This window comes from Inquilinus ginsengisoli (assembly GCF_050434925.1).
Taxonomy (GTDB): domain Bacteria; phylum Pseudomonadota; class Alphaproteobacteria; order DSM-16000; family Inquilinaceae; genus Inquilinus; species Inquilinus ginsengisoli_B.
In genome coordinates, this window is sequence record NZ_JBNDJK010000001.1 from 2,813,619 (window position 1) to 2,833,878 (window position 20,260).

The 20,260-nt window shown below is 70.0% G+C and carries 21 protein-coding genes; 6 read left to right on the plus strand and 15 right to left on the minus strand.

Annotated features, from left to right (window positions below; all coding sequences use genetic code 11):
- The first annotated feature begins 30 nt into the window (after positions 1-30).
- A complete protein-coding gene (locus QFZ27_RS13290) occupies positions 31-666 on the plus strand; it encodes a TetR/AcrR family transcriptional regulator (protein WP_429226871.1) in 636 nt (211 codons plus the stop codon).
- 15 nt (positions 667-681) lie between these two features.
- Here QFZ27_RS13290 and QFZ27_RS13295 read toward each other — a convergent pair whose 3' ends face one another.
- From QFZ27_RS13295 to QFZ27_RS13330, 8 genes are all read right to left on the minus strand, one after another.
- On the minus strand, positions 682-1,149 hold the full coding sequence (locus QFZ27_RS13295; RefSeq protein WP_429226872.1) for an acyl-CoA thioesterase: 468 nt from the start codon (positions 1,147-1,149) through the stop codon (positions 682-684).
- Between the two features lie 135 nt (positions 1,150-1,284).
- Positions 1,285-2,214 (minus strand): histone deacetylase family protein, encoded by a 930-nt coding sequence (locus QFZ27_RS13300; protein ID WP_429226873.1) that lies wholly within the window; start codon positions 2,212-2,214, stop codon positions 1,285-1,287.
- Between the two features lie 3 nt (positions 2,215-2,217).
- On the minus strand, positions 2,218-2,448 hold the full coding sequence (locus tag QFZ27_RS13305; protein ID WP_429226874.1) for a sulfurtransferase TusA family protein: 231 nt from the start codon (positions 2,446-2,448) through the stop codon (positions 2,218-2,220).
- A gap of 47 nt (positions 2,449-2,495) precedes the next feature.
- The gene (locus QFZ27_RS13310; RefSeq protein WP_429226875.1) at positions 2,496-2,864 is read right to left on the minus strand and encodes a DUF423 domain-containing protein; all 369 of its coding nucleotides are present in this window, start codon (positions 2,862-2,864) and stop codon (positions 2,496-2,498) included.
- A 183-nt stretch (positions 2,865-3,047) separates the two neighbouring features.
- A complete protein-coding gene (locus tag QFZ27_RS13315) occupies positions 3,048-4,052 on the minus strand; it encodes a 4-hydroxyproline epimerase (RefSeq protein ID WP_429226876.1) in 1,005 nt (334 codons plus the stop codon).
- 7 nt (positions 4,053-4,059) lie between these two features.
- A complete protein-coding gene (locus QFZ27_RS13320) occupies positions 4,060-5,283 on the minus strand; it encodes an NAD(P)/FAD-dependent oxidoreductase (RefSeq protein WP_429226877.1) in 1,224 nt (407 codons plus the stop codon).
- A gap of 1 nt (position 5,284) precedes the next feature.
- Positions 5,285-6,034 carry a GntR family transcriptional regulator gene (locus QFZ27_RS13325; RefSeq protein ID WP_429226878.1) on the minus strand — a complete coding sequence of 250 codons (750 nt, stop codon included), beginning with the start codon at positions 6,032-6,034 and terminating at the stop codon, positions 5,285-5,287.
- Positions 6,035-6,416: 382 nt separating this feature from the next.
- Positions 6,417-7,115, minus strand: coding sequence for a TetR/AcrR family transcriptional regulator (locus tag QFZ27_RS13330; protein ID WP_429226879.1), 699 nt, complete (start codon positions 7,113-7,115; stop codon positions 6,417-6,419).
- Positions 7,116-7,244: 129 nt separating this feature from the next.
- Here QFZ27_RS13330 and QFZ27_RS13335 point away from each other — a divergent pair, with 129 nt between their 5' ends.
- Entirely contained in the window at positions 7,245-9,278 is a 2,034-nt protein-coding gene (locus tag QFZ27_RS13335) for a glycoside hydrolase family 3 protein (RefSeq protein WP_429226880.1), read from the plus strand.
- Positions 9,279-9,428: 150 nt separating this feature from the next.
- Positions 9,429-10,547 (plus strand): HNH endonuclease, encoded by a 1,119-nt coding sequence (locus QFZ27_RS13340; RefSeq protein WP_429226881.1) that lies wholly within the window; start codon positions 9,429-9,431, stop codon positions 10,545-10,547.
- 4 nt (positions 10,548-10,551) lie between these two features.
- On the opposite strand, the gene QFZ27_RS13345 is transcribed toward QFZ27_RS13340, so the two are convergent.
- Positions 10,552-11,523, minus strand: a complete 972-nt coding sequence (locus QFZ27_RS13345) for an AraC family transcriptional regulator (RefSeq protein ID WP_429226882.1) — start codon at positions 11,521-11,523, stop codon at positions 10,552-10,554.
- Positions 11,524-11,599: 76 nt separating this feature from the next.
- On the opposite strand from QFZ27_RS13345, the gene QFZ27_RS13350 reads away from it, so the two are divergent.
- A complete protein-coding gene (locus tag QFZ27_RS13350; protein ID WP_429226883.1) occupies positions 11,600-11,947 on the plus strand; it encodes a carboxymuconolactone decarboxylase family protein in 348 nt (115 codons plus the stop codon).
- Positions 11,948-12,000: 53 nt separating this feature from the next.
- On the opposite strand, the gene QFZ27_RS13355 is transcribed toward QFZ27_RS13350, so the two are convergent.
- The 6 genes from QFZ27_RS13355 to QFZ27_RS13380 form a co-directional block, all read right to left on the minus strand.
- Positions 12,001-12,744 carry a hypothetical protein gene (locus QFZ27_RS13355; protein ID WP_429226884.1) on the minus strand — a complete coding sequence of 248 codons (744 nt, stop codon included), beginning with the start codon at positions 12,742-12,744 and terminating at the stop codon, positions 12,001-12,003.
- Positions 12,745-12,788: 44 nt separating this feature from the next.
- On the minus strand, positions 12,789-13,913 hold the full coding sequence (gene modC / locus QFZ27_RS13360; protein ID WP_429226885.1) for a molybdenum ABC transporter ATP-binding protein: 1,125 nt from the start codon (positions 13,911-13,913) through the stop codon (positions 12,789-12,791).
- The gene (modB, locus tag QFZ27_RS13365; RefSeq protein WP_429226886.1) at positions 13,910-14,602 is read right to left on the minus strand and encodes a molybdate ABC transporter permease subunit; all 693 of its coding nucleotides are present in this window, start codon (positions 14,600-14,602) and stop codon (positions 13,910-13,912) included. Before modB ends, modC begins: the two co-directional genes overlap by 4 nt.
- A gap of 4 nt (positions 14,603-14,606) precedes the next feature.
- Complete coding sequence (gene modA / locus QFZ27_RS13370) at positions 14,607-15,398, minus strand: molybdate ABC transporter substrate-binding protein (protein ID WP_429226887.1); 792 nt, start codon at positions 15,396-15,398, stop codon at positions 14,607-14,609.
- A 106-nt stretch (positions 15,399-15,504) separates the two neighbouring features.
- Complete coding sequence (locus QFZ27_RS13375) at positions 15,505-16,236, minus strand: LOG family protein (RefSeq protein WP_429226888.1); 732 nt, start codon at positions 16,234-16,236, stop codon at positions 15,505-15,507.
- Positions 16,237-16,384: 148 nt separating this feature from the next.
- Positions 16,385-17,320 carry a glycosyltransferase family 2 protein gene (locus QFZ27_RS13380; protein ID WP_429226889.1) on the minus strand — a complete coding sequence of 312 codons (936 nt, stop codon included), beginning with the start codon at positions 17,318-17,320 and terminating at the stop codon, positions 16,385-16,387.
- Between the two features lie 571 nt (positions 17,321-17,891).
- Here QFZ27_RS13380 and QFZ27_RS13385 point away from each other — a divergent pair.
- Positions 17,892-18,806: a GumC domain-containing protein gene (locus QFZ27_RS13385; RefSeq protein ID WP_429226890.1), complete on the plus strand. Its 915-nt coding sequence runs from the start codon at positions 17,892-17,894 to the stop codon at positions 18,804-18,806.
- Entirely contained in the window at positions 18,803-20,182 is a 1,380-nt protein-coding gene (locus QFZ27_RS13390) for a hypothetical protein (RefSeq protein ID WP_429226891.1), read from the plus strand. Before QFZ27_RS13385 ends, QFZ27_RS13390 begins: the two co-directional genes overlap by 4 nt.
- Positions 20,183-20,260: the final 78 nt, after the last annotated feature.

Sequence of the window (20,260 nt, forward strand, 5' to 3'; positions counted from 1 at the left end):
GATCTGAACACTGTAAAGTTCGAGAAGCCAATGCCGGACGAGACGCCGCGCGAGCGGTACCACCATGGCGACCTGCAGCGGGCGCTGATCGCGGCGGCCGAGGCGATCCTGGCCGAGCGCGGGGTCGAAGGCTTCACGCTGCGCGAGGCGGCGCGCCGGGCCGGGGTTTCGGCCGCGGCGCCGGCGCATCATTTCGGCAGCGCCGCCGGGCTTCTGACCGAGGTGGCGTTGCTGGGGTTCGAGACTCTGACCCGCTTCCTGCGCGACGGCGCGGACGAGGGCGGCACCGATCCCGCCGCCCGGCTGCACGGGCAGGGCATCGGCTATGTCCGCTTCGCCCGAGCGCATCCGGCCCGGTTCCTGCTGATGTTCCGCAAGGACCGGCTGAACTGGGACGATGCGCGCCTGCGCGCCGCCGGCCAGGCCGCCTTCGCCGAGCTCGAGGATGCGGTCCGGGCCTATCGCGGCGTCGCTGCCGGCCGGCCGCTCGACCGCGCGGCCCTCACCACCGTGCTGGCCGCCTGGTCGGTGGTGCACGGCTTTGCCCATCTGGCGCTGGACGGCAAGTTCGACGGACTCGGCGAGGCGGCGCCTGGGACCGGCCCCCTTGACGACACCATCCTGCCGGAAATGCTGGCCGGGCTGTGGCCGGACGGGCCTGGGTGAGGCTGCCGCCGTCCTTCAGGCAGCTCGGGCGTCGGCCCGGCGGATGGCTCGCGGCGTGCCGGCCTCGTCGAGGGCGACGAAGGTGAACTCGGCGGAGGTCACCCTGATGCGCTCGCCCAGCCCCGAGCGCAGCACCCAGACCTCGATGTGCAGGGTGATGGACGTGCGGCCGATCCGCGCGACCTCGGCGTAGCAGCAGACGGCGTCGCCGACCTTGACCGGGTGGATGAAGGCCATGTCGGTGGCCGCGATGGTGACCACCCGGCCCTGGGCGTGCTTCATCGCCGTCATGGCTCCGGCCTCGTCCATCAGCGACATGATCCAGCCGCCGAAGATGTCGCCGGACGGGTTGGCATGCGCCGGCATCGCCAAAGTGCGGGCGGCGAGCTCCCCGCGCGGCACGGTCTCGTCCGGCGCGATCTCATCCGGCGCCAGGGCGACGGTCAGGTAGTCGGCTTCGAGCGGGGTGTAGGGCCACATCATGAACCTCGAGGGGGATGCGGCGTTTCCTTCCGGCAATCGCGTCCGGAGCGATCTTGCTGCAACGCAGCAAGCGCTCGGTTGATTGCGAGGAGTATAAATAGGTTATAGATGCTGCATTGCAATATACGACCAGCCTCAGCCGGTCATCAGCGTGTGCACATGGGCGGCGGTGGACAGTGCCAGGGCGCGCAGGTCGTAGCCGCCCTCGAGGGTGGAGACGATTCGGCCGCCGCAATGCCGGTCGGCCAGGCGCATCAGCTCCTGCGTCGCCCAGGCGAAATCGCCTTCGTGCAGCTCGAGATTGGCCAGCGGGTCGCGGGCATGGGCGTCGAAGCCGGCCGAGATCAGCAGCAGCTCCGGCTTGAAGCTGTCGACCGCCGGCAGCACGATCCGCTCCATCACCCGGCGGAACTCGACCCCGCCCGACATCGGCGGCAGCGGCGCGTTGAGGATGTTGCCGGCGACGCCGGTCTCGTCCTCCGACCCGGTGCCGGGATACAGCTGCGACTGGTGGGTCGAGGCGTAGAACAGGTCGGGCTCGGACCAGAAGATGTCCTGGGTGCCGTTGCCATGATGGACGTCGAAATCGACCACCGCGATCCGGCCCAGCCCATGCGCCATCCGGGCGTGCATGACGGCGATCGCGACGCTGTTGAACAGGCAGAAGCCCATGGCCCGCGTCGCCTCGGCATGGTGCCCGGGCGGCCGCACGGCGCAGAAGGCGTTGCGCGCCTCGCCCGCCAGCACCGCGTCGACCGCGGCGCAGCCGGCCCCGGCGGCCCGCAGCGCGGCGGCGCCCGACCCCGGCGACAGCACGGTGTCGGCATCGATCGGCTGCAACCCGCTCTCCGGCACCGCGGCCAGCAGGCGGCGGACGAAGGCGTCGGGATGGGCGCGGGCAATTTGCTCGATCGTCGCCTCCGGCGCCTCGCGCCGCTGCAGCAGCGCGAAGCTCTCGCTCTCCAGTGCCGTCAGCACCGCCCGCAGCCGGTCGGGCCGTTCGGGATGGCCGGGGCCGGTGTCGTGGCCGATGCAGGCCGGGTGGGTGAAGAGCAGCGTGTCCATGCCCTATCCTGCCTTGCGGATGCTGTAGCGGGTGACGCCGTCCGGCTCGTCGGCGACCGCGACCAGGACATGGCCGGTGGCATCGCAGAAGGCCGGGAAGTCCTTGCGCGCCGCGGCGTCGGTGGCCAGCACGTCCAGCACTTGGCCCGGCGCCAGCCCCTGCAGCGCCTTGCGCGCCTTCAGGACCGGCATCGGGCAGATCAGGTCGCGCGCGTCGAGGTCGAGATCGGCCATGACTCAGACCCTAGCGCGGGCGGCGGCCGCGGCCAACGCCTCGCGCCTCAGCTTTCCGCCAGGCGGAAGGCGGCCAGCACCGCCAAGGCCCAGCCCAGGATCAGCAGCACGCCGCCGATCGGGGTGATGGCGCCGAACCAGCGCGGCGCGCCGAAGGCCATCAGGTAGAGGGTGCCAGCGAAGATCGCGGCGCCGACCAGGAAGGACCAGCCGGCCCAGCGCAGCATTCCCGGGGCGCCCAGCAGGGCCAGGGCCAGCAGGGCGACGGCATGGACCAGCTGGTATTGCGCGCCGGTGTGCACCCAGCCCAGCCGCTCCGGCGCCGCCGCGGCCATGCCATGCGCGGCGAAGGCACCCATCGCCACCGCCACCATGCCGTGCAGCCCGGCCCCGATCAGAAGCACCCGGTCGATCATCCCGTTCTCCTCGAATCCCCCTCACCCTCCCGCCGCCAACGCGGCGGGCCCCTCCCTCTCCCCGAGGAGAGGGAATCGGAGCATGGCCCCTGACACCTCTCCTTGGGGAGAGGTCGAAATCGCGCAGCGATTTCGGGTGAGGGGGTGGCTCCGGCCCATACAGTAGCGGGGCCGGCGCCGCCGTCACATGACCGTGAAGCCGCGGACGAAGGGGTCGCGGTCGTCGAGGAAGATGGTGTTGTAGCCGGTCAGCCAGGCTTGGCCGGCGATCGACGGGATGATCGCGTCGAAGGGGCCTACCTTGGCCGTGCCCTCAACCCGGCCATGGAACAGGCTGCCGATGATGCTCTCATGCACGAAGGCGTCACCCGACTTCAGCGCGCCGCGCGCCGCCAGCTGGGCCATGCGGGCCGAGGTGCCGGTGCCACAGGGCGACCGGTCGATCGCCTTCTCGCCGTAGAACACGGCGTTGCGGGCATGCGCCTCCGGGTGCTTCGGCCGGCCGGTCCACTGCACATGGCGCAGGCCGCGGATGGTCGGGTCCTCCGGATGCACCATGTCGGCGCGCTCGTTCACCACCTGGCGTACGATCGGCGACAGGCGCTGGATCTCGCCGGCCGACAGCGCCTCCAGGTCGGCATAGCCCGGCTGCGGCTCGATGATGGCGTAGAAGTTGCCGCCATAGGCGATGTCCGCCACCAGCGGGCCGAAACCCGGCAGCTCGAACTCCAGCTTCTCCTGGTACAGGAAGGACGGGACGTTGCGGATGCGCACCGAGGTGACGTGGCCGGCGGCGTCCTGCTCGTATTCGGCGTCGACGATGCCGGCCGGCACCTCCAGCCGCAGCTTGCCCGGCACCTTCGGCCGGACCAGCCCCTCCTCGACCATCACCGTCACCGTGCCGATGGTGCCATGGCCGCACATCGGCAGGCAGCCGGAGGTCTCGATGAACAGGATGGCGGCGTCGGCGTCGTCGCGGGTCGGGGCGTACAGGATCGACCCCGACATCACGTCATGGCCGCGCGGCTCGAACATCAGCCCGGTGCGAATCCAGTCGAACTCCGCCAGGAAGGCCTGGCGCTTCTCGCTCATCGTCGCGCCTTTCAGAGGCGGAGCGCCGCCGGCGACGACGCGGACCGGGTTGCCGCAGGTGTGGGCGTCGATGCAGAAGAAGCTGCTCTTGGTCATGGCACTCTCACTGGAAGCGGTCGATGCCGAACGGGGCGGGCGCCGGGATGCCGGACAGGAGGCCGGCGGCGAGGCGGGCGGTGGTGGCCGACAGGGTCAGGCCGAGATGGCCGTGGCCGAAGGCGAAGACGATGCGCGGGTCGTGCGGATGCGGGCCGATCACCGGCAGGCTGTCGGGGGTGGACGGACGGCGGCCCATCCATTCGGTGCCGCCGGTCTCCGGGATCGCCGGCAGATAGCGCCGGGCCTTCTGGCGCAGCGCCCGGGCGCGGGCCAGATTGGCCGGGGCGTCCACTGCCGCCAACTCCACCGCGCCGCCGATGCGCAGGCCGTCGGAGAGAGGCGAGGCGACGAAACCGTGATCGGCGAACACCACCGGCATGGGCAGGCGCACCGGCGCCTCCGGGATGGTGGTGTTGTAGCCGCGCTCGGTCTCCAGCGGCACCTTGAGGCCGAGGCCACGGACGATCTCGCGCGACCAGACGCCGGCGGCGACCACCACCCGGTCGAAGGTCCGGGCGGTGCCGTCGGCCAATCGGACGGCGATGCCCTCGGCGCCGGGCTCGACCGCGGTCACGGCGGCGGAAACCAGCCGGTCGCCCAGGCCGCGGCGCAGGCCCTGCAGCACGCCGAGCGGGCTGTCGACCATCCAGTACGCCCGGCACAGCACGGCGCGGGCGAAGCCGCCGGCCAGATCCGGCACCAAAGCGCGGGCCTGGTCCGGCGTCAGCGGCTCGAACTCGTAACCGCCCAGGCGGCGGCGCAGCTCCCACTCCGGCAGGGCGGCGCGGAAGCTGGCCTCGGTGTCGTAGATGTCGATCGCCCCGGTCTGGCGCAGATGACCGGAAATGCCGGCGCGGCGGGCCAGCTCGTGATGGTCGTCCAGCGCCCCGCGCATCAGCTCGCCCAGCGCCGCGGTCGACCGCTCCACCTGCTCCGCCCGGGCCGCGGCCAGGAAACGCAGCAGCCAGGGGGTCAGCGCCGGCAGGTCGCGCCAGCGCAGGGCGAGGGGGCCGAGCGGGTCCATCAGCCAGCGCGGCACCGATCTCAGCACGCCGGGCCGGGCCAGCGGCGTGATCTCGGGGAAGGCCAGCAGCCCGGCATTGCCGGCGGAGGCGTGGCGGTCCTCCGGCCGGCGCTCATAGACCGTGACCTCGTGTCCGTCGGCCGCGAGCCAGGCCGCCGCGGCGCAGCCGATCACGCCGCCGCCGATGATGGCGATGCCGGCCATCTCAGGCCGGCAGCGAAGGCTGGGCGGGCTCGGCCGCGGGGCCGAGGGCGACGTCGCCGGCGACGCCGCTGGCCAGGAAGCCCTGGATCTGCCGCACCACCTGCCCGGCATGGGCGCGGGCCAGGTTGTCGGCGCGGTCGGCGTCGCGCTCGGTGATGGCCTGGATGATGGCCTCGTGCTCGGCCACGAACTCGGCCGGCAGGTGGTCGTCAAAGCTGGCGTAGTAGATCCGGTTCAGCCGCCGCCCTTCGTCCAGCAGCCGGCCGAACAGCTCGGTGTAGTAGCGGTTGCGGCCGGCGCGGGCGATCGCCAGGTGGAAGTCGCGGTTGGCGTCGGCCATGCCGATCGCGTCGACCGCGGCCACCGCCCGGCCGAAGGCGGCCTGGTGCAGGCGGATCTCGTCCAGATCCCTGGCGGTGCGGCGCAAGGCGGCCAGCCGGGTGGTGACCCGGTGCATCAGGGTCAGCGCATCGAAATGGGCGGGCAGGGTGGAGAAGTCGATCGGCGCGACGATGGTGTTGCGGTTCGGCAGGGTCTCGACCAGCCCATCGGCGGCCAGCCGCACCAGCGCCTCGCGGATCGGTGTGCGCGACAGGCCGAAGCGCTCGGCGATGCGGGTCTCGTCCAGGGCCGAGCCGGGGGCCAGCACCAGGTCGAGAATGTCATGCTTCAGCGCCTCATAGACCTTGGCGACACCGCCGCCACGGGCCTTGGTCTCGCCGGCCTCCTGTGGTTTCGCCGCTCGCGCCAAAGGCGTGTCCTTCCCTGCCTCTCGATCTGGCGCGGATGATAGGCTGGTGGAATGCAGTTTGTCGACAAGAGCGATGGCTTCTTGGCGATGCCCCCGCTTCTCTCCGTCATTGCGAGGAGGCGAAGCCGACGAAGCAATCCAGGGGCCGGTGCGTGCGGCCCTGGATTGCTTCGCTACGCTCGCAATGACGGGTCTCTAAGAGGGAGAAGTCAATCTCCAGGCACGGTATGTCGTGGCCAAGAAAAAGGGCGGCGGAAGAACCGCCGCCCCGGAAGGCTGGGCCGCGGGCCGGGCTTGGGACGGGACCGGCATGCGACCTGGGAGGCTGTCGGGGAGTGCCCGAGTACCCGACGCGATATATCCCATGGAATATAGCGTCTGGTCAACCGTCGGGCTGAGCCCGGATGCTCTGCTCCAGGCGCCGGACATAGGCGTCGAAGCCGGCGGCCAGATCGACGTCCTCCGGGTCGCGCAGCCACTGGATCTGCAGCCCGTCCATCATCGCGATCAGCTCATAGGCCAGCTGCCGCGGGTCGAGGTCCGGGCGCAGCTCGCCCGCATCGATGCCGGCCTGGAAGGCGGCCTGCATGAAGGACAGCAGATAGGCCGAGCGCCGGCGGAAGAAGGGCTGCGCCGGATGGCCGTCGATCAGGCTCTCGCCATTGAGGATGGCGAAGACCTGGACCAGGTTCCGCTTGCCGGCGTTGTGGCGCATCACCCGGCGGGCATCGTCCAGCACTCGCCGCCAGGTCAGCCCGTCCGGGGACTGCAGCCTTCCGGATGTCGGGTCGCGATCCTCCGCCTCGGCGGCGAGCAGCCGGCCGGTCTCGTGGTCGCGCTCCTCCATCGCCGCCAGCAGCAGCGACATCTTGCTGGGAAAATGGTGCAGCAGCCCGGGCAGGGTCAGCCCGGCCTTCTCGGCGATCGAGGCGATCGAGGTCCCGGCATAGCCGCCCTGGGCGAACATCTCCATGGCGGCGTCCAGGATCTGCTGGCGCCGCTGCTGTCCCTTGGGCGACCGGCGGGTCTTCGGGCCTTCGGGGGAGATGGCCGGACCGGCCGCAGGGGTCTTCGAACGCATCCCGCTCTCTAGCACGGCCGCGCGGCCTTGCGGAGCGCCGCACGCAGGATCCGGCTTGGTAAACTTACCGAGTGATTGGTAGGTTTAGTGAAACGGGTTCGAGAATCACCAACCCAGAGGGGAGAGAAGATGCCCTTGTCACGGATCTGGCCTGCCGTCGCGATGCTTGGCCTCGGCGGCTGGCTGGCGGCCTGCCCGACGCTCGCCGACACGGCGCCGGCCCTGGAGTCGCGGTCGGCGCCGATCCTGGCGGAGCGGGGATTCCAATACCGGGACCTGAACCGCAACGGCCGCCTGGACCCGTATGAGGACCGCCGTCTGCCGGCCGCGCTGCGGGCGCAGGACCTGGTCCGGCGCATGACGCTGGAGGAGAAGGCCGGCCAGATGCTGCACGCCACGCCGGTCTCGATCGCGACCGGCGACGGCTGGACCGCGGAGTCGCTGTCGGCGCTGATCGCCGGCCGGCATGCCGGCGCCATGATCAGCCGCCTGGCCGGCACGGCGCAGGCCCAGGCCCAGGCCGCCAACCAGGCGCAGGAGGTGGCCGAGCAGACCCGGCTGGGCATTCCGGTGATGCTCAGCTCCGACCCGCGCAACCATTTCCAATACGTCCCCGGCGCCAGCGTCGAGAACACCGCGTTCTCGCAATGGCCGGAGACGACCGGGCTGGCCGCGATCGGCGATTCCCGCCTCGTACGCCGCTTCGGCGACATCGCCCGGCAGGAATACGAGGCGATCGGCCTGCGCATGACCCTCTCGCCGCAGGCCGACCTGTCGACCGAGCCGCGGTGGCCGCGCATCAACGGCACCTTCGGCGAGGATCCGGACCTGGCGAGCCGCCTGGTCGAGGCCTATGTCGCCGGCTTCCAGAATGGCGGGCGCGGCCTGAACCCCGGCAGCGTCGTCACCGTGGTCAAGCACTGGGTCGGCTACGGTGCCGCGGTCGACGGCTTCGACGGCCACAACCATTACGGCCAGGACCTGACCTTCCCGGCCGGCCGCTTCCAGGACCATGTCCGGGCCTTCCGCGGCGCCTTCGCCGCCGATGTCGCCGGGGTGATGCCGACCTATTCGGTGCCGCCCTCCGGCCTGACCCTGTTCGGCCGGCCGCTGGAGCGGGTCGGCGCCGGCTTCAGCAAGCAGCTGCTGACCGACCTGCTGCGCGGCCGCTTCGGCTTCGACGGCGTGATCCTCAGCGACTGGGCCATCACCGCGGATTGCGACGCCAACTGCCGCGACGGCTGGCCGGACGGGCAGGCGCCGGGCTTCGCCGGCTTCGGCACGCCCTGGGGGATGGAGCAGGCCACCGTCCAGCAGCGCTTCGTCAAGGCGATCGACGCCGGCATCGACCAGTTCGGCGGCAGCGGCGACGACCCGGCGCCGATCGTGCAGGCGGTGCGCGCCGGGCAATTGAGCGAGCGGCGGCTGGACCAATCGGTGACCCGCATCCTGCTGCAGAAGTTCCAGCTCGGCCTGTTCGAGAATCCCTATGTCGACGAGGCGGCGGCCGGGCGCATCGCTGGCAATGCCCGCTTCACGGCCGAGGGGCGCGCGGCGCAGCAGGCCTCGCTGGTGCTGCTGGAGAACCGTCCGGCCGCCCGCGGGCCGCTGGTGGCGGCGGCGGGCGGCAGCGCCTGGCCCGGGCCGAGCCGTCGCCCGATCCTGCCGCTGAGCCCGTCGCTGCGGCGGGTCTGGCTGCACGGCGTCGACGCGGCGACGGTGCGGGCGCATGGCTTCACCGTGGTCGCCGACCCGCGCCAGGCCGATTTCGCTCTGGTGCGGGCGGCGGCGCCGTTCGAGACGCTGCACTCCAATTACACCTTCGGCAGCCGGCAGCATGAGGGGCGGCTGGATTTCCGCGACGGCGACGCCGATTACGAGGCGATCAAGACGGCCGCGGCGGCGGTGCCGACCATTGTCACGGTCTATCTCGACCGTCCGGCGATCCTGGCCAATGTTCGCGACCGGTCCACGGCGCTGATCGGCAATTTCGGCATCACCGACGACGCGCTGCTCGATGTGCTGCAGGGCAAGGCCCGGCCGCGCGGCCGGCTGCCCTTTGAGCTGCCGTCATCGATGGCCGCCGTGCTGGCCCAGGCCTCGGACGCGCCCTATGACAGCCGGGCGCCGCTGTACCGCTTCGGGGCCGGGCTGAGCTACTGACCACCCGGGCGCCTCCGGCCGCGCCGGAGGCTCTCTTCCGATGTCTCGTGAAGGGCTGGGCGGAAGGGCGGCGGCCGCCCATACTGGGTCCGCGGACACCGGCGCCCGGCCAGGAAGGTCGGGCGAGACGGTGCCGGGAGGATGCACGAGATGAGCGAGACCGAGGGGCTTCGCCGTTGTCTTCTGTCGCCGATTCCGGAGCTGGATGAAGCCGTCGATCTGCTGAGCGAGGCCGCGGATGGCCTGTTGGCGGGGAACGAGAATCTCGCCCGCGATCGCATCCAACGTGCGGACATGGCCGCGATCCATGACTGGGCATCGCGGATCATGGGAAGTGTCGATGATGAGATCCACCGGTATCGACCTGTCGCAGGCTTTGCCGACGCTGTCGCCCAGGCAGAACGGGCAGCGCTGCGCATGCCAGGCCGTTCGATCCTGGACGGGATCTATGCCCGCGACGGGTATCGCTGCCGGTTCTGCGGCAGCAGGGTCGTTCTGTCGACGGCACGTCGTGCGATGGAGGCGAGGCTTCCCGGCGCCCTCCGTTGGGGAGGCAGCAATCGGGAGCAGCATGCGGCGTTCTTCGCCCTGACGGCGACGGTCGACCACTTGGTACCCCATTCCAGGGGCGGGGACAACGACCCGGGGAACCTGCTGACGACCTGTCAGGCCTGCAACTTTGGGCGGAACGACTGGCTGATCGAAGAGGTCAGCCTGATCGATCCCAGGAACCGCCCGCCGCTCGTCGATGGCTGGGACGGGCTGAAGCGGCTCACTGTTCCGAGGCGTGCTGTGGTGCCGCCTATCGCCGTTCCGGCTGCCCGGTCTCCTCGGGCCAGGACCGAAGCGGACCCGACGAAGGCGGCGGAGGAACAGGCCCGCTGGCTGTCCAGTCTGGAGCGAGCCTCCGGGGTGTCCTCGGAGCGCCTGCTGGCGTTGCTGGACAGCTGCCGTGATCTCCACGTCTCCTGGAGGCTCAAGGAGGTGCTGCTGGTCAAAGTGAGCGTGGGTGGTAGAGAGCTTGAGGTTCTCGGCATCGAGCCCACCGGCGACGTTCAGGTCCCATGGTTTATCGGCGATGCCAAGGACCGCTTCCGAGGCTTCGCTGAGACCCTCGCCGCGGCGATTCCGGGGGCCGTCGTCTACGAGACCCCAAAGATGTGGCGGGTCAAAGGCCAAGAGGGATGGGTTAGCGTGTGCGACATCGTCGATGCACCCGACGGGCTCCGCGCGGCGCTGCGGCAGCTAAACGATGCCCTGAACACCTGAGGACTCAGCCGGCCACCGCCTCGCCGGCCCGGCGGAGCTCGCCGGGGCGGAGACCGTGGCGGCGGTGCATGGCGCGGCTCAGCGCGCCTTCCGACTGATAGCCGACCTCGGCGGCGACCTGCGCCGCGGGCCGGCCCTGCAGCAACTGCCGGCGGGCCAGGCCCAGCCGCAGATCGGTGAGGAAGGCCAGTGGCGGGCAGTCCGCCGCGGCCCGGAACGCCCGGACCAGCGTGGCGCGCGAGGTCGCGGCCCGGGCGGCCAGGTCGTCCAGCGTCCAGGGCCGCGCCGGCTCGCGCAGCATCGCCAGCACGGCGCGGGCGGTGAGGCGGTGGCCGAGCAGGCGCAGAAGGCCGCTGGACGCTTCGCCGGCGCCGAGATGAGCGCGCAGCATCATCACGAACAGGGCGCTGGCCAGGTGGCGAGCGACCGCGGCGGCTCCCGCCCTGTCCGCATCCAGCTCGTCGCGGATGGCCTCCAGCAGCAGCCGGGTCCGCGGCGTGTCCGGCCAGTCCGGCCCGCGCAGCAGGATCCGGTCGGGCAGGGCGGTGATCAGCAGGCTCTCGCCGGCGGCCTCGAACTGCAGCCGGCCGCAGATGATCTCGGTATCGGCCTCGACGCCCAGGCTGGCGCGGTGGCGGATGGCGTTGCGATAAGCCTTGCTGGTGCCGGCCGGGATGCCGGCCGTTCCGGGGCGGGCGCGCATCACATGCGGGTCGCCATGCGGCAGCAGCAGCACGTCGCCGGCCTGCAGCCGCAGCGGGGCATGGCCGGGGCTGTCCAACTCGCACTCCCCGCGGGTGACGATGTGGAAATAGGCCCAGCCGGGGCCGCCCGCAGCCGCGTGCGGCGACGCCCAGAGCCCGCCAAACTCGCAGAGATCGTCAAGAACCGGGCGCACTTGCAGCAGCGGGGCCAAGCCGCTCAGGGGATCCTCGGGCGAGTCCGGAGTCATCGGGGCTTTGATCCGTTGGGCCATGCTGTTGCGCCCGGCAGTCATATCGCGGTGCCTGCGGCGATCCTAGATCTACGGCATCCACCACGGAGGACGCATCATGCACATGCACGACTGGAACACCTACCGGCAGCAGCTCATCGCGGGTGTCGGCGACCTCGGCAAGCTCAGCCCGGACACGGTCCGCGGCTATGCGGCGCTCGGCGGCGCCGGGGCCAAGACCAACCATCTCGACGCCAAGACGCGTGAGCTGATCGCCCTCGCCGTCGCCATTTCGCTGCGCTGCGACGGCTGTATCACCGTCCATGCCGACGCCGCCCGCAAGCAGGGCGCGACCAAGGAGGAGATCGCCGAGGCGCTGGGCGTGGCCGTCAGCATCAATGCCGGCGCCGCGATCGTCTACTCGACCCGGGCGCTCGACGCCTTCGCCGCCTCGCAGGAGGGCTGAGCCGCCCCGGCTCGGCCGGGCCCGGGTGATCCCCGGGCCGGCGGGCCGGCGGCTCAGGACGCCGTGACGCCGTCGATGTCGATCGACACCGCGAGCCGGTCCGTCAGCGGCCGGTTATCGGGGCCGCGCACATAGACCCGGCGCCTGGCCGGCAGGATCAGCCCGGCGAAGGGCCGGTGGCCGGAGGCGTAGTTCGCCGCCGGCAGGCCGCCGATCAGCTCGGCGACGTAGTCGTGGCGGCGCAGCAGGCCGTCCCGGTCGAAGTAGAACACCTGCTCGCGGCTGTGGCTGAGGATGTCCGCGGGAAACAGCACCTTCAGGCGCTGCCATTCCTCGCCATCCTCCTGCCACGGCCCGATCTCCTCGGCCTCGAAGCCGGGCCGGCGGAACAGGAACGGCGTGGTCAGGTAGGTCCACATCGCGTAGCCGCTGAAATGGATCAGCTGGTGGTCGTCCCAGGGCGTGTCGCGCGTCTGGCCGGCGAAGGTCGCATGCACGTCCTCGCGGCTGTCAAGGACCCGACCGTCATCCGCCACCACTGCCGTCCGCCGCGGCTCCCATACCGAATGCCGGCCCGGCGTGCCGAACGGCGCGTATTCGACATGCTGCCGCCCGGTGTCGATCGTCACCTGGACATCATCAAGGACGCCCGCCTTGCCGCGCGACGACCACAGGCCGCCACCGATCCTCACCCGCGCCGCGAGCCGGCGGACCTCCCGCCACCGGTCCCAGCCGCCATGGGCCGCGATTGCCCGGTCCAGCACATCGCCCATCATCCCTCCGGTGTCGTGGGTCACGGAGGATATCTATTATATGATGTTTATAATTCAATAGCGGCAGGTCAGCCGCCCTCCAGATCGGCATCGGCGCCGTTCAGGCCGCGCAGGGCGCCGCCGACGGAGTGGCGGTCGAAGGCGACGCTCTTGATCACCGCATGCACCGGCCGGCCCGGGGCCAGCTCCAGCGTCTCGACCGAACGGCGGGTCAGCCGGGCCAGGAGGCCCTCGCCGGCGCAGTCCAGGCGAATCTCGGCGGTCGGGCCGTCGCCGGAGGCGATCGCCGTCACGGTCGCCGGCAGCACGTTCAGCGCGCTCAGATGGTCGGGCGGGCGGGTCGCCAGCATCACGTCGCGGGCGCGGATGCGGATGCGGACCTTGCTGCCGGGCGGCAGCTCGACCCACGGCACGGTCAGGAAGCCGGCGGCGACGCGCAGCCGGGTCAGCTGCCAGCGGTCGTCATGGTCCTCGACCACGGCCTCCAGCACCGCGCCGGCCTCGGCCCGCGGGAACAGGTCGGCCCGGCCCATCACCTCGCCCACCGGCCCGGCGGCTGCGACCCGGCCGTCGGCCAGCACCACCAGGGTGGCGGCCAGCCGCGTCACCTCGCTGAGGGCGTGGCTGACATAGACGATCGGGATCCGCGCCTCGTCGCGCAGCCGCTCGATATAGGGCAGGATCTCGGTCTTGCGCGCCTCGTCCAGCGCCGCCAGCGGCTCGTCCATCAGCAGCAGACGCGGGCTGGACAGCAGGGCCCGGCCGATCGCCACGCGCTGCTTCTCGCCGCCCGACAGCAGCGCCGGCCGGCGATCGAGCAGGGGGCCGATGCCGAGCAGCTCGACGACGCGGCCGAACTCGGCACTGCGCTCGGCCTTCGGCGTGAACCAGCGGCCGTACAGCAGGTTCTGCCGCACCGACAGATGCGGGAACAGCCGGCCTTCCTGGAAGACATAGCCGATGCGGCGGCGATGCGGCGGCAGGGCCACGCCGCGGTCGGTGTCGACCAGGGTGCGGCCGTCCACCACCACCCTGCCGTGCTGCGGCCGCACCAGCCCGGCGATGACGTTGACCACCGAGGTCTTGCCGGCGCCGGAGCGGCCGAACAGCGCGGTCAGCCGGCCCTCGCTGCGGAAGCCGATGTCGAGCGCGAAATCGCCCTGGCGGTGGCGGATCTCGACCTCGAGGGTCATGTCGCGTGCACCCGCACACCGGCGCGCCGGGCCATGACCTCGGAGGCGAGGAGGGCGGCCATCGAGAGGACGACGGAGACCAGCGTCAGGCGCAGCGCGCCGAGATCGCCGCCCGGAACCTGGGTGAAGGTGTAGATCGCCGAGGGCAGGGTCTGGGTCTGGCCCGGGATGTTTGAGACGAAGGTGATGGTGGCGCCGAACTCGCCCATCGCCTTGGCGAAGGCCAGGATGGCGCCGGCGATCACGCCCGGCAGGATCAGCGGCAGGGTGACGGTCAGGAACACCCAGAGGGGCGAGGCGCCTAGCGTGCCGGCGGCGGCCTCGAGCCGGCGGTCGACCGCCTCGATCGACAGGCGGATGGCACGGACCATCAGCGGGAAGCCCATCACTCCGGCAGCCAGGGCCGCGCCGGTCCAGCGGAAGGAGAAGACGATGCCGAGCTGGGCAAGGACCGAGCCGATCGGCCCCATCTTCCCGAACAGCAGCAGCAGGATATATCCCGTCACGACCGGCGGCAGCACCAGCGGCAGATGGACCACGCCGTTCAGGATCGACTTGCCCCAGAACCGGCCGCGCGCCAGGGCCAGCGCCGTCAGCACGCCGAGCGGCAGGCTGACCATCATGGCCCAGAGCGAGACCTTCAGGCTCAGCAGGATCGCGGTCAGCTCGTCGGGGGTGAAGTCGAGCACGAGACTACTGCGCCACCACCGTGAATCCCTGCTTCTCGAACAGCGGCTTGGCGGCGGGTGATTTCAGGTAATCGACGAAGGCCTGGGCCTCGGGCTTGTCGCTGCTGGCCAGGACCGCGACCGGATACAGGATCGGCGGATGGCTGTCGGCCGGGAAGGTGCCGATGATCTTCACGCCCGGATCCGCCGCCGCGTCGGTCTGGTAGACGATGCCGAGCGGAGCCTCGCCGCGCGACACCAGCGCCAGGGTGGCGCGGACATTCTCGGCCTGGGCGACCTTGTCCTTCACCGAGGCCCAGACGCCGAGCTTTTCCAGCGCCGCCTGGCCGTATTTGCCGGCCGGCACCGCCTTGACGTCGGCCATGGCCAAGTGGCCGTCGCCGATCGCCTTGGCCAGCTCGAAATCCGGGGCGATGGTCAGCTGCACCGTCGAATCCTTCGGCGCCACCAGCACGATGCGGTTGCCCAGCAGGGTCGCTTGCGTCTCCGGCCTGATCAGCTTGCGGTCGGCCAGATACTTCATCCAATCGAGATCGGCCGAGATGAAGACGTCGGCCGGGGCACCGGCGTCGATCTGCTTCGCCAGCGCCGAGCTGGCGGCGTAGGAGATCGTCGCCTTGTGCTTGGCGTCGGCTTGCCATTGGGCGTTGATGGCGTCCAGCGCGTCCTTCAGGCTGGCGGCGGCGAACACCGTGATGTCCTGCGCCCGGGCCGCGGCGGGAGCGCCCAGCCCGATGGCCGCGCCCAGCGCCCCGGCCAGGAGCGCGCCGAGCCAGCCGCGTCGTGTGATCCGCATCGTCCAGTCCCCGTTCGGTTGCGGCCCAGCGATAGCCTGTCGGCGCGATCTTACCGCGCCGTTATATTCAGGCAAACATTTCGCTAAAGGCCGCAGGCCGGGGCGGTCACGACCGGCGCTTCAGCCCCTGCTCGGCCAGGATCGACCAGATCCCCTCGGCACTGTCGGCGAAGTGGAACAGCTGCAGGTCGCGGGCGTCGATCATGCCGTGCTCGACCAGCGCGTCGAAGCCGATCACGGCCCGCCAATAGGCCTCATCGAACAGCACGATCGGCAGGGGCGAGGAAGATTTTCCGGTCTGGCGCAGGGTCAGCAGCTCGAACAGCTCGTCGAAGGTGCCGAAGCCGCCGGGGAAAACGATCAGCGCATTGGCCCGCATCGCCAGATGCATCTTGCGCATGGCGAAGTAATGGAAGCGGAAGGTCAGGGCCGGGGTGGACCAGGCGTTCGGTTCCTGCTCGTGCGGCAGGGTGATGTTGAAGCCGATGGTCGGCGCGCCGGCCTCGGCCGCGCCGCGGTTCGCCGCCTCCATGATGCCGGGGCCGCCGCCGGTGGCGATGACGTTGTCGCGCAGGCCGCCATGATCGGTCAGGGCGCCGCCGCGCTCGGACGCGATGCGGCCGAACTCGCGCGCCTGGGCGTACCAATGGGCGTGGCGGCCGGGCCCGTCCTCGGTGGCGCGGGCGCTGCCGAAGACGACGATGGTGGAGCGCACGCCCCAGGCCCGCAGGGATTCCTCGGCTTTGGCGTATTCCAGCATCAGGCGCACGCCGCGCATGGAATCGCCGAGCAGGAAGTCCTGGTCGAGCTCCGGCAGGCGGTAGGAGGGCGACGCCATCTGCGCCGCGTTGGGGCGGTCCGGGGATGGCCGATCTGGGGACGGATGGTCGGGGGCTGGCTTACTCATCACCCCTCTAAAGCAGATCGCGGACCGGCCGGGAAGGGGGCCTATGCCGCATCCGTGCGGTGGCGGCGCCCCGCGCCCGTCAGGCCCAGTAGCGCCGGTTCAGGCTGATCCGGCGTTTCAGCGGGCGCGGGATCCGCGCCTCGCGCCGGCCGCAGTGATAGGCGGCCAGCTTGATCGCGCTGCGCAGGATGGCGGATGGGATCGCCATCGGCTGATGCCGGGCCAGGTGGCGCAGCTCCGACTGCACGAAGCGCTTGCCTTCGCCCTCGGCCTTGCCGAAGCGCTCCAGCAGCCAGGGGGCGCGGGCGTGCATCACGCCGACGTCGAAGTACCGGCGGAACTCCTCGCCCAGGCCGTAGCAATGCGAATGATGCACCTGGGCGTCGGCGACATAGGCCTTGGCCCAGCCCGACAGCAGCATCCGGCCGGTCACCGCCGCGTCCTCGCCGAAGATGGTGCCGGAGGGGAAGCCGCCGACCATCTCCAGCGCTCGCCGGCGATAGGCGGCGAAGGAGTTGGAGCAGAAGCTGGCCTTGATCCCGGCTGCCGCGGCATCCCGCGGCCGCAAGACGAAGCTCTCGGGCGGGTAGTTGAACAGCCGGGCATGGGCCTCGATCGCTCCGGCGCCATGATGCGGCAGCTGCCGGCCATAGGCGACGCCGACCTCGGGGTCGGCGAAGGCGGCGACGATCCGGGCGATGGTTTCACTGTCGGCTGGCACCGCGTCCTGGGTCAGGAAGACGACCACCTCGACCGGCGGCGGCAGGCGGTTGACCGCGCGCTGGCGGGTGCCGCCATGGTCGAACTGCGACTTCGGGATGACCACCACCTCGGCCCCGGCGGCCTGGAAGCGGGCCACCGTGTCGTCGGTCGAGCTGGAATCGATGACCAGGACGGAGCGCGGCTGGAAGGATTGCATCCGCAGGGCAGGGAGCAGGATGTCGAGATGCTTCGCCGCGTTCAGCGTCGGAATGACCAGCGCGACGCGATCCTCGGCAATCTTCGGCCCAGACACAGCCTTCTCCGCGTCCAAGGACATCATGCCCATCTCGGCATCTTGTGCAATGCAGCATTTGTACGGGAATTCGGCATCACAGGCCAGTCGCATTCATTCCTAGAAGAGGGTCGGACGCATCCTGCCATCGGCCGGGCGTCGCTTGACATACCGAACCGGCCCTAAACACACCAGATCCGATCTTGGGTCCGGCGTCCCTGCCGCGGCCCGGCGCCGGTCAAGATACCCTGCATTGGGCGGGCCGTTGCACAACATCCCCTCGACCTGGGTCGTCTCATGCAGGACAAGCATCTGGCTGCCTGAAGCCGGCCAAATTGCGGCAGGATTAAGGTAATTCTTCCTCCTTTACTGGGTCGACCGGGGTCTCTTATTTTCAGGTGAAGTTTTGATCTGGCCGTATAGACATCGTTAGGGGTGTGAGGCAATATCCCGCCGCCGCCGAAGGATGCCGATGCCGGTCGGGTGCCGGCCTGACCGCCGACGCGTGGTGATCGAAGTCGTACGACGCTGCAGCGCACTGCGCTGCGCGTTTCCTGCAAACAGTCTGGACAACGGCCATCTGATGCGTTGGTTGAGCGCCCCCTTCCGCTGGTATCGTTCGATATATTTCGAGCGCCCGTGGCTGTTCATTCTCGTGACGCTGATCCTGTGCGAGGCCGCTGTCGTGGCCTTCATCCTGATCAGCCCGAAGAAATACACGGCATCGGCGATCATCATGCCGATCATCGCGGACAAGCCCGACCAGCGCCTGCTCGGCGGCGGTTCCGGCGAAGGCGTGGCCAGCCTTCTCTTCGGCGGGCAGAAGGTGCCGCCGGAATTCGACCGGTTCATGCAGACGCTGGCCAGCACCTCGCTGGCCGAGCGCCTGCTGCAGGATCCGGAGTTCCTCCAGGCCTTCTTCGCCAATGAATGGGATCCCGAGACCCGGAGCTGGACGCCGCCGCGGGGGCCGGTCGCCTGGGTCAAGGCGCAGGTGGCGAAGGCCGCCGGCCTGCCGCCCTACACCCCGCCCAGCGCCGACCGGATCCGGGACGCCATCCAGGACGCCATCAACATGAAGTCCGGTGTCGCCAGCAACGCGCAGGTCGTCACTTACGATCACACCAATCCGCAGGCGGCGCTGTACGTGCTGCGCACCGTCATCGCCGACAACGACCAGATCAACCGGGAGCAGATCGCCAACCAGATCTCGTCCCTGATGAGCCGCATCAACGCCCTGCTGTCCTCGACCACCGACCTGACCATGCGCGATACGCTGATCCCGCTGCTGGTCGAGCAGCGCCGCCGGCAGCTGGCGGTGCAGGGCGACACGCCCTTCGCCATTGACGTGATCGACCCGCCGACGGTGTCGGTCAATCCGACCTCGCCCAAGCCGCTGCTGCTGCTGATCATCATCGGCGTCTTTGCCATCTTCGCCGCCTCCTCCGCGCTGATCTTCCGCATCACCCTGCGGGGGCTCGGGGACCTGGCCAACGCCACGAAATGATCAGCAGCGACGGCTATCTCTACACCTTCTCGTGGAGCCTGCCGGGCCTGTCCTGGATGGCCTTCGCCCTGTTCCTGGTCGGCATGACCAAGATGCTGTCGTTCTTCGTCTTTCCCAGCGTCCGGAACGTGCCGTTCGTCCTGTCCATTCCCTTCGTCGCCATCGCGGTCGGCTGGGGCGCCTTCTACTGGACGGCCCAATACATCTCGGCGAAGGGGTTGAACCAGGGGACCGCCGAATCCTTCCTCACGATCCTCGCGATCGGGTCGGCGGTGACGTGCCTGTCGGCGGTCGCGACGATCCGGGGGCTGACCGCCCCGCGCGGCTACGCGGTGTTCAACGGTCTCCTGGTCGATGACGTGAACCGGGGGGCCGGGCTGCTGTTGTCGATCGCGGCCATGTTGATGCTGGCCGGGGCGGCCGCCTTCATCGGCGGGTTCTACCTGCTCACCGGTATCGTCCCGGCCTTTGCGGAGAACCCGCTGGTCGCCAAGTATTTCGCCGGCGAGTACACCGCCCGGGCGGCACCCTATATGCCGCTGTTCCGGGGCGGCATGGTTCTGTACCAGGTCGGGACGCTGGTCGGCATCCTGCTGCTGCCGGCGCGGGTCAATGTCGGGCGGATCATGTTGTTCCTCCTGCTGGGCCTGCTGGGCTGCGCCGCGGTGCTGGCGCTGTTGTCGCTCCGCCGCGGCGTCGCGGCCCAGCCGATCGTCGAAGGGCTGCTGATCCTGCTGGTGATGCGGGGTCGCCTCGGCTGGGTCATCGCCGGCGTGGCGGCGTATCTGCTGATCTTTACCTTCGGCTCCGCCGTCAACCAGATCCTGCTCTTAATGCTTGGGCTGCGGACCGAGGTCGGGCTCGATGCGATCATCAAGGGGCTGTCGGACATCTATGACCTCTGGTGGTTCATGGACGCCTACAACAAGGCAGGGCCCGACCCGACCATGGGGATGACGGTGTTCGGCGGGCTGGTGCCTTACGACTTCCAGTGGAATCCCTCCAACTACACGAAGTGGATCATCGGCGCGGACCTGAACACCGGGTCGGGTGGATTCCGGCTGCCGATGTCGGTCTGGGGCTACGACGCCTTCCGCTATCCCGGCCTCGTCCTCTGGTCGGCGGTGGACGGGTTCACGGTGGTCGTCCAGGCCTTCCTGTTCCGGCTGGTTGTCGAGAAGGGCGGCAGCCGGTATGTCCTGGCCATCAACATCATCACGTACAAAATCGTCTTCCTGATCTCCAGCAACCTGCTGCAATGGAAGATCGATGACGTCTTCTTGATCATCGTGTTCCTGACGCTCCGGCTGGCTCCGGCCATGACCCGGCTGCTGGGGCAAAGGCAGGCGAACAGGATTGTGCCGCGAACGGGTTGAAGCATGTGGCTGTTAGAGACGGCCCTGGAAGGTGGGGTTATGAGCATCAAGCAGACTATTAAAAACATTGTCCCGGCG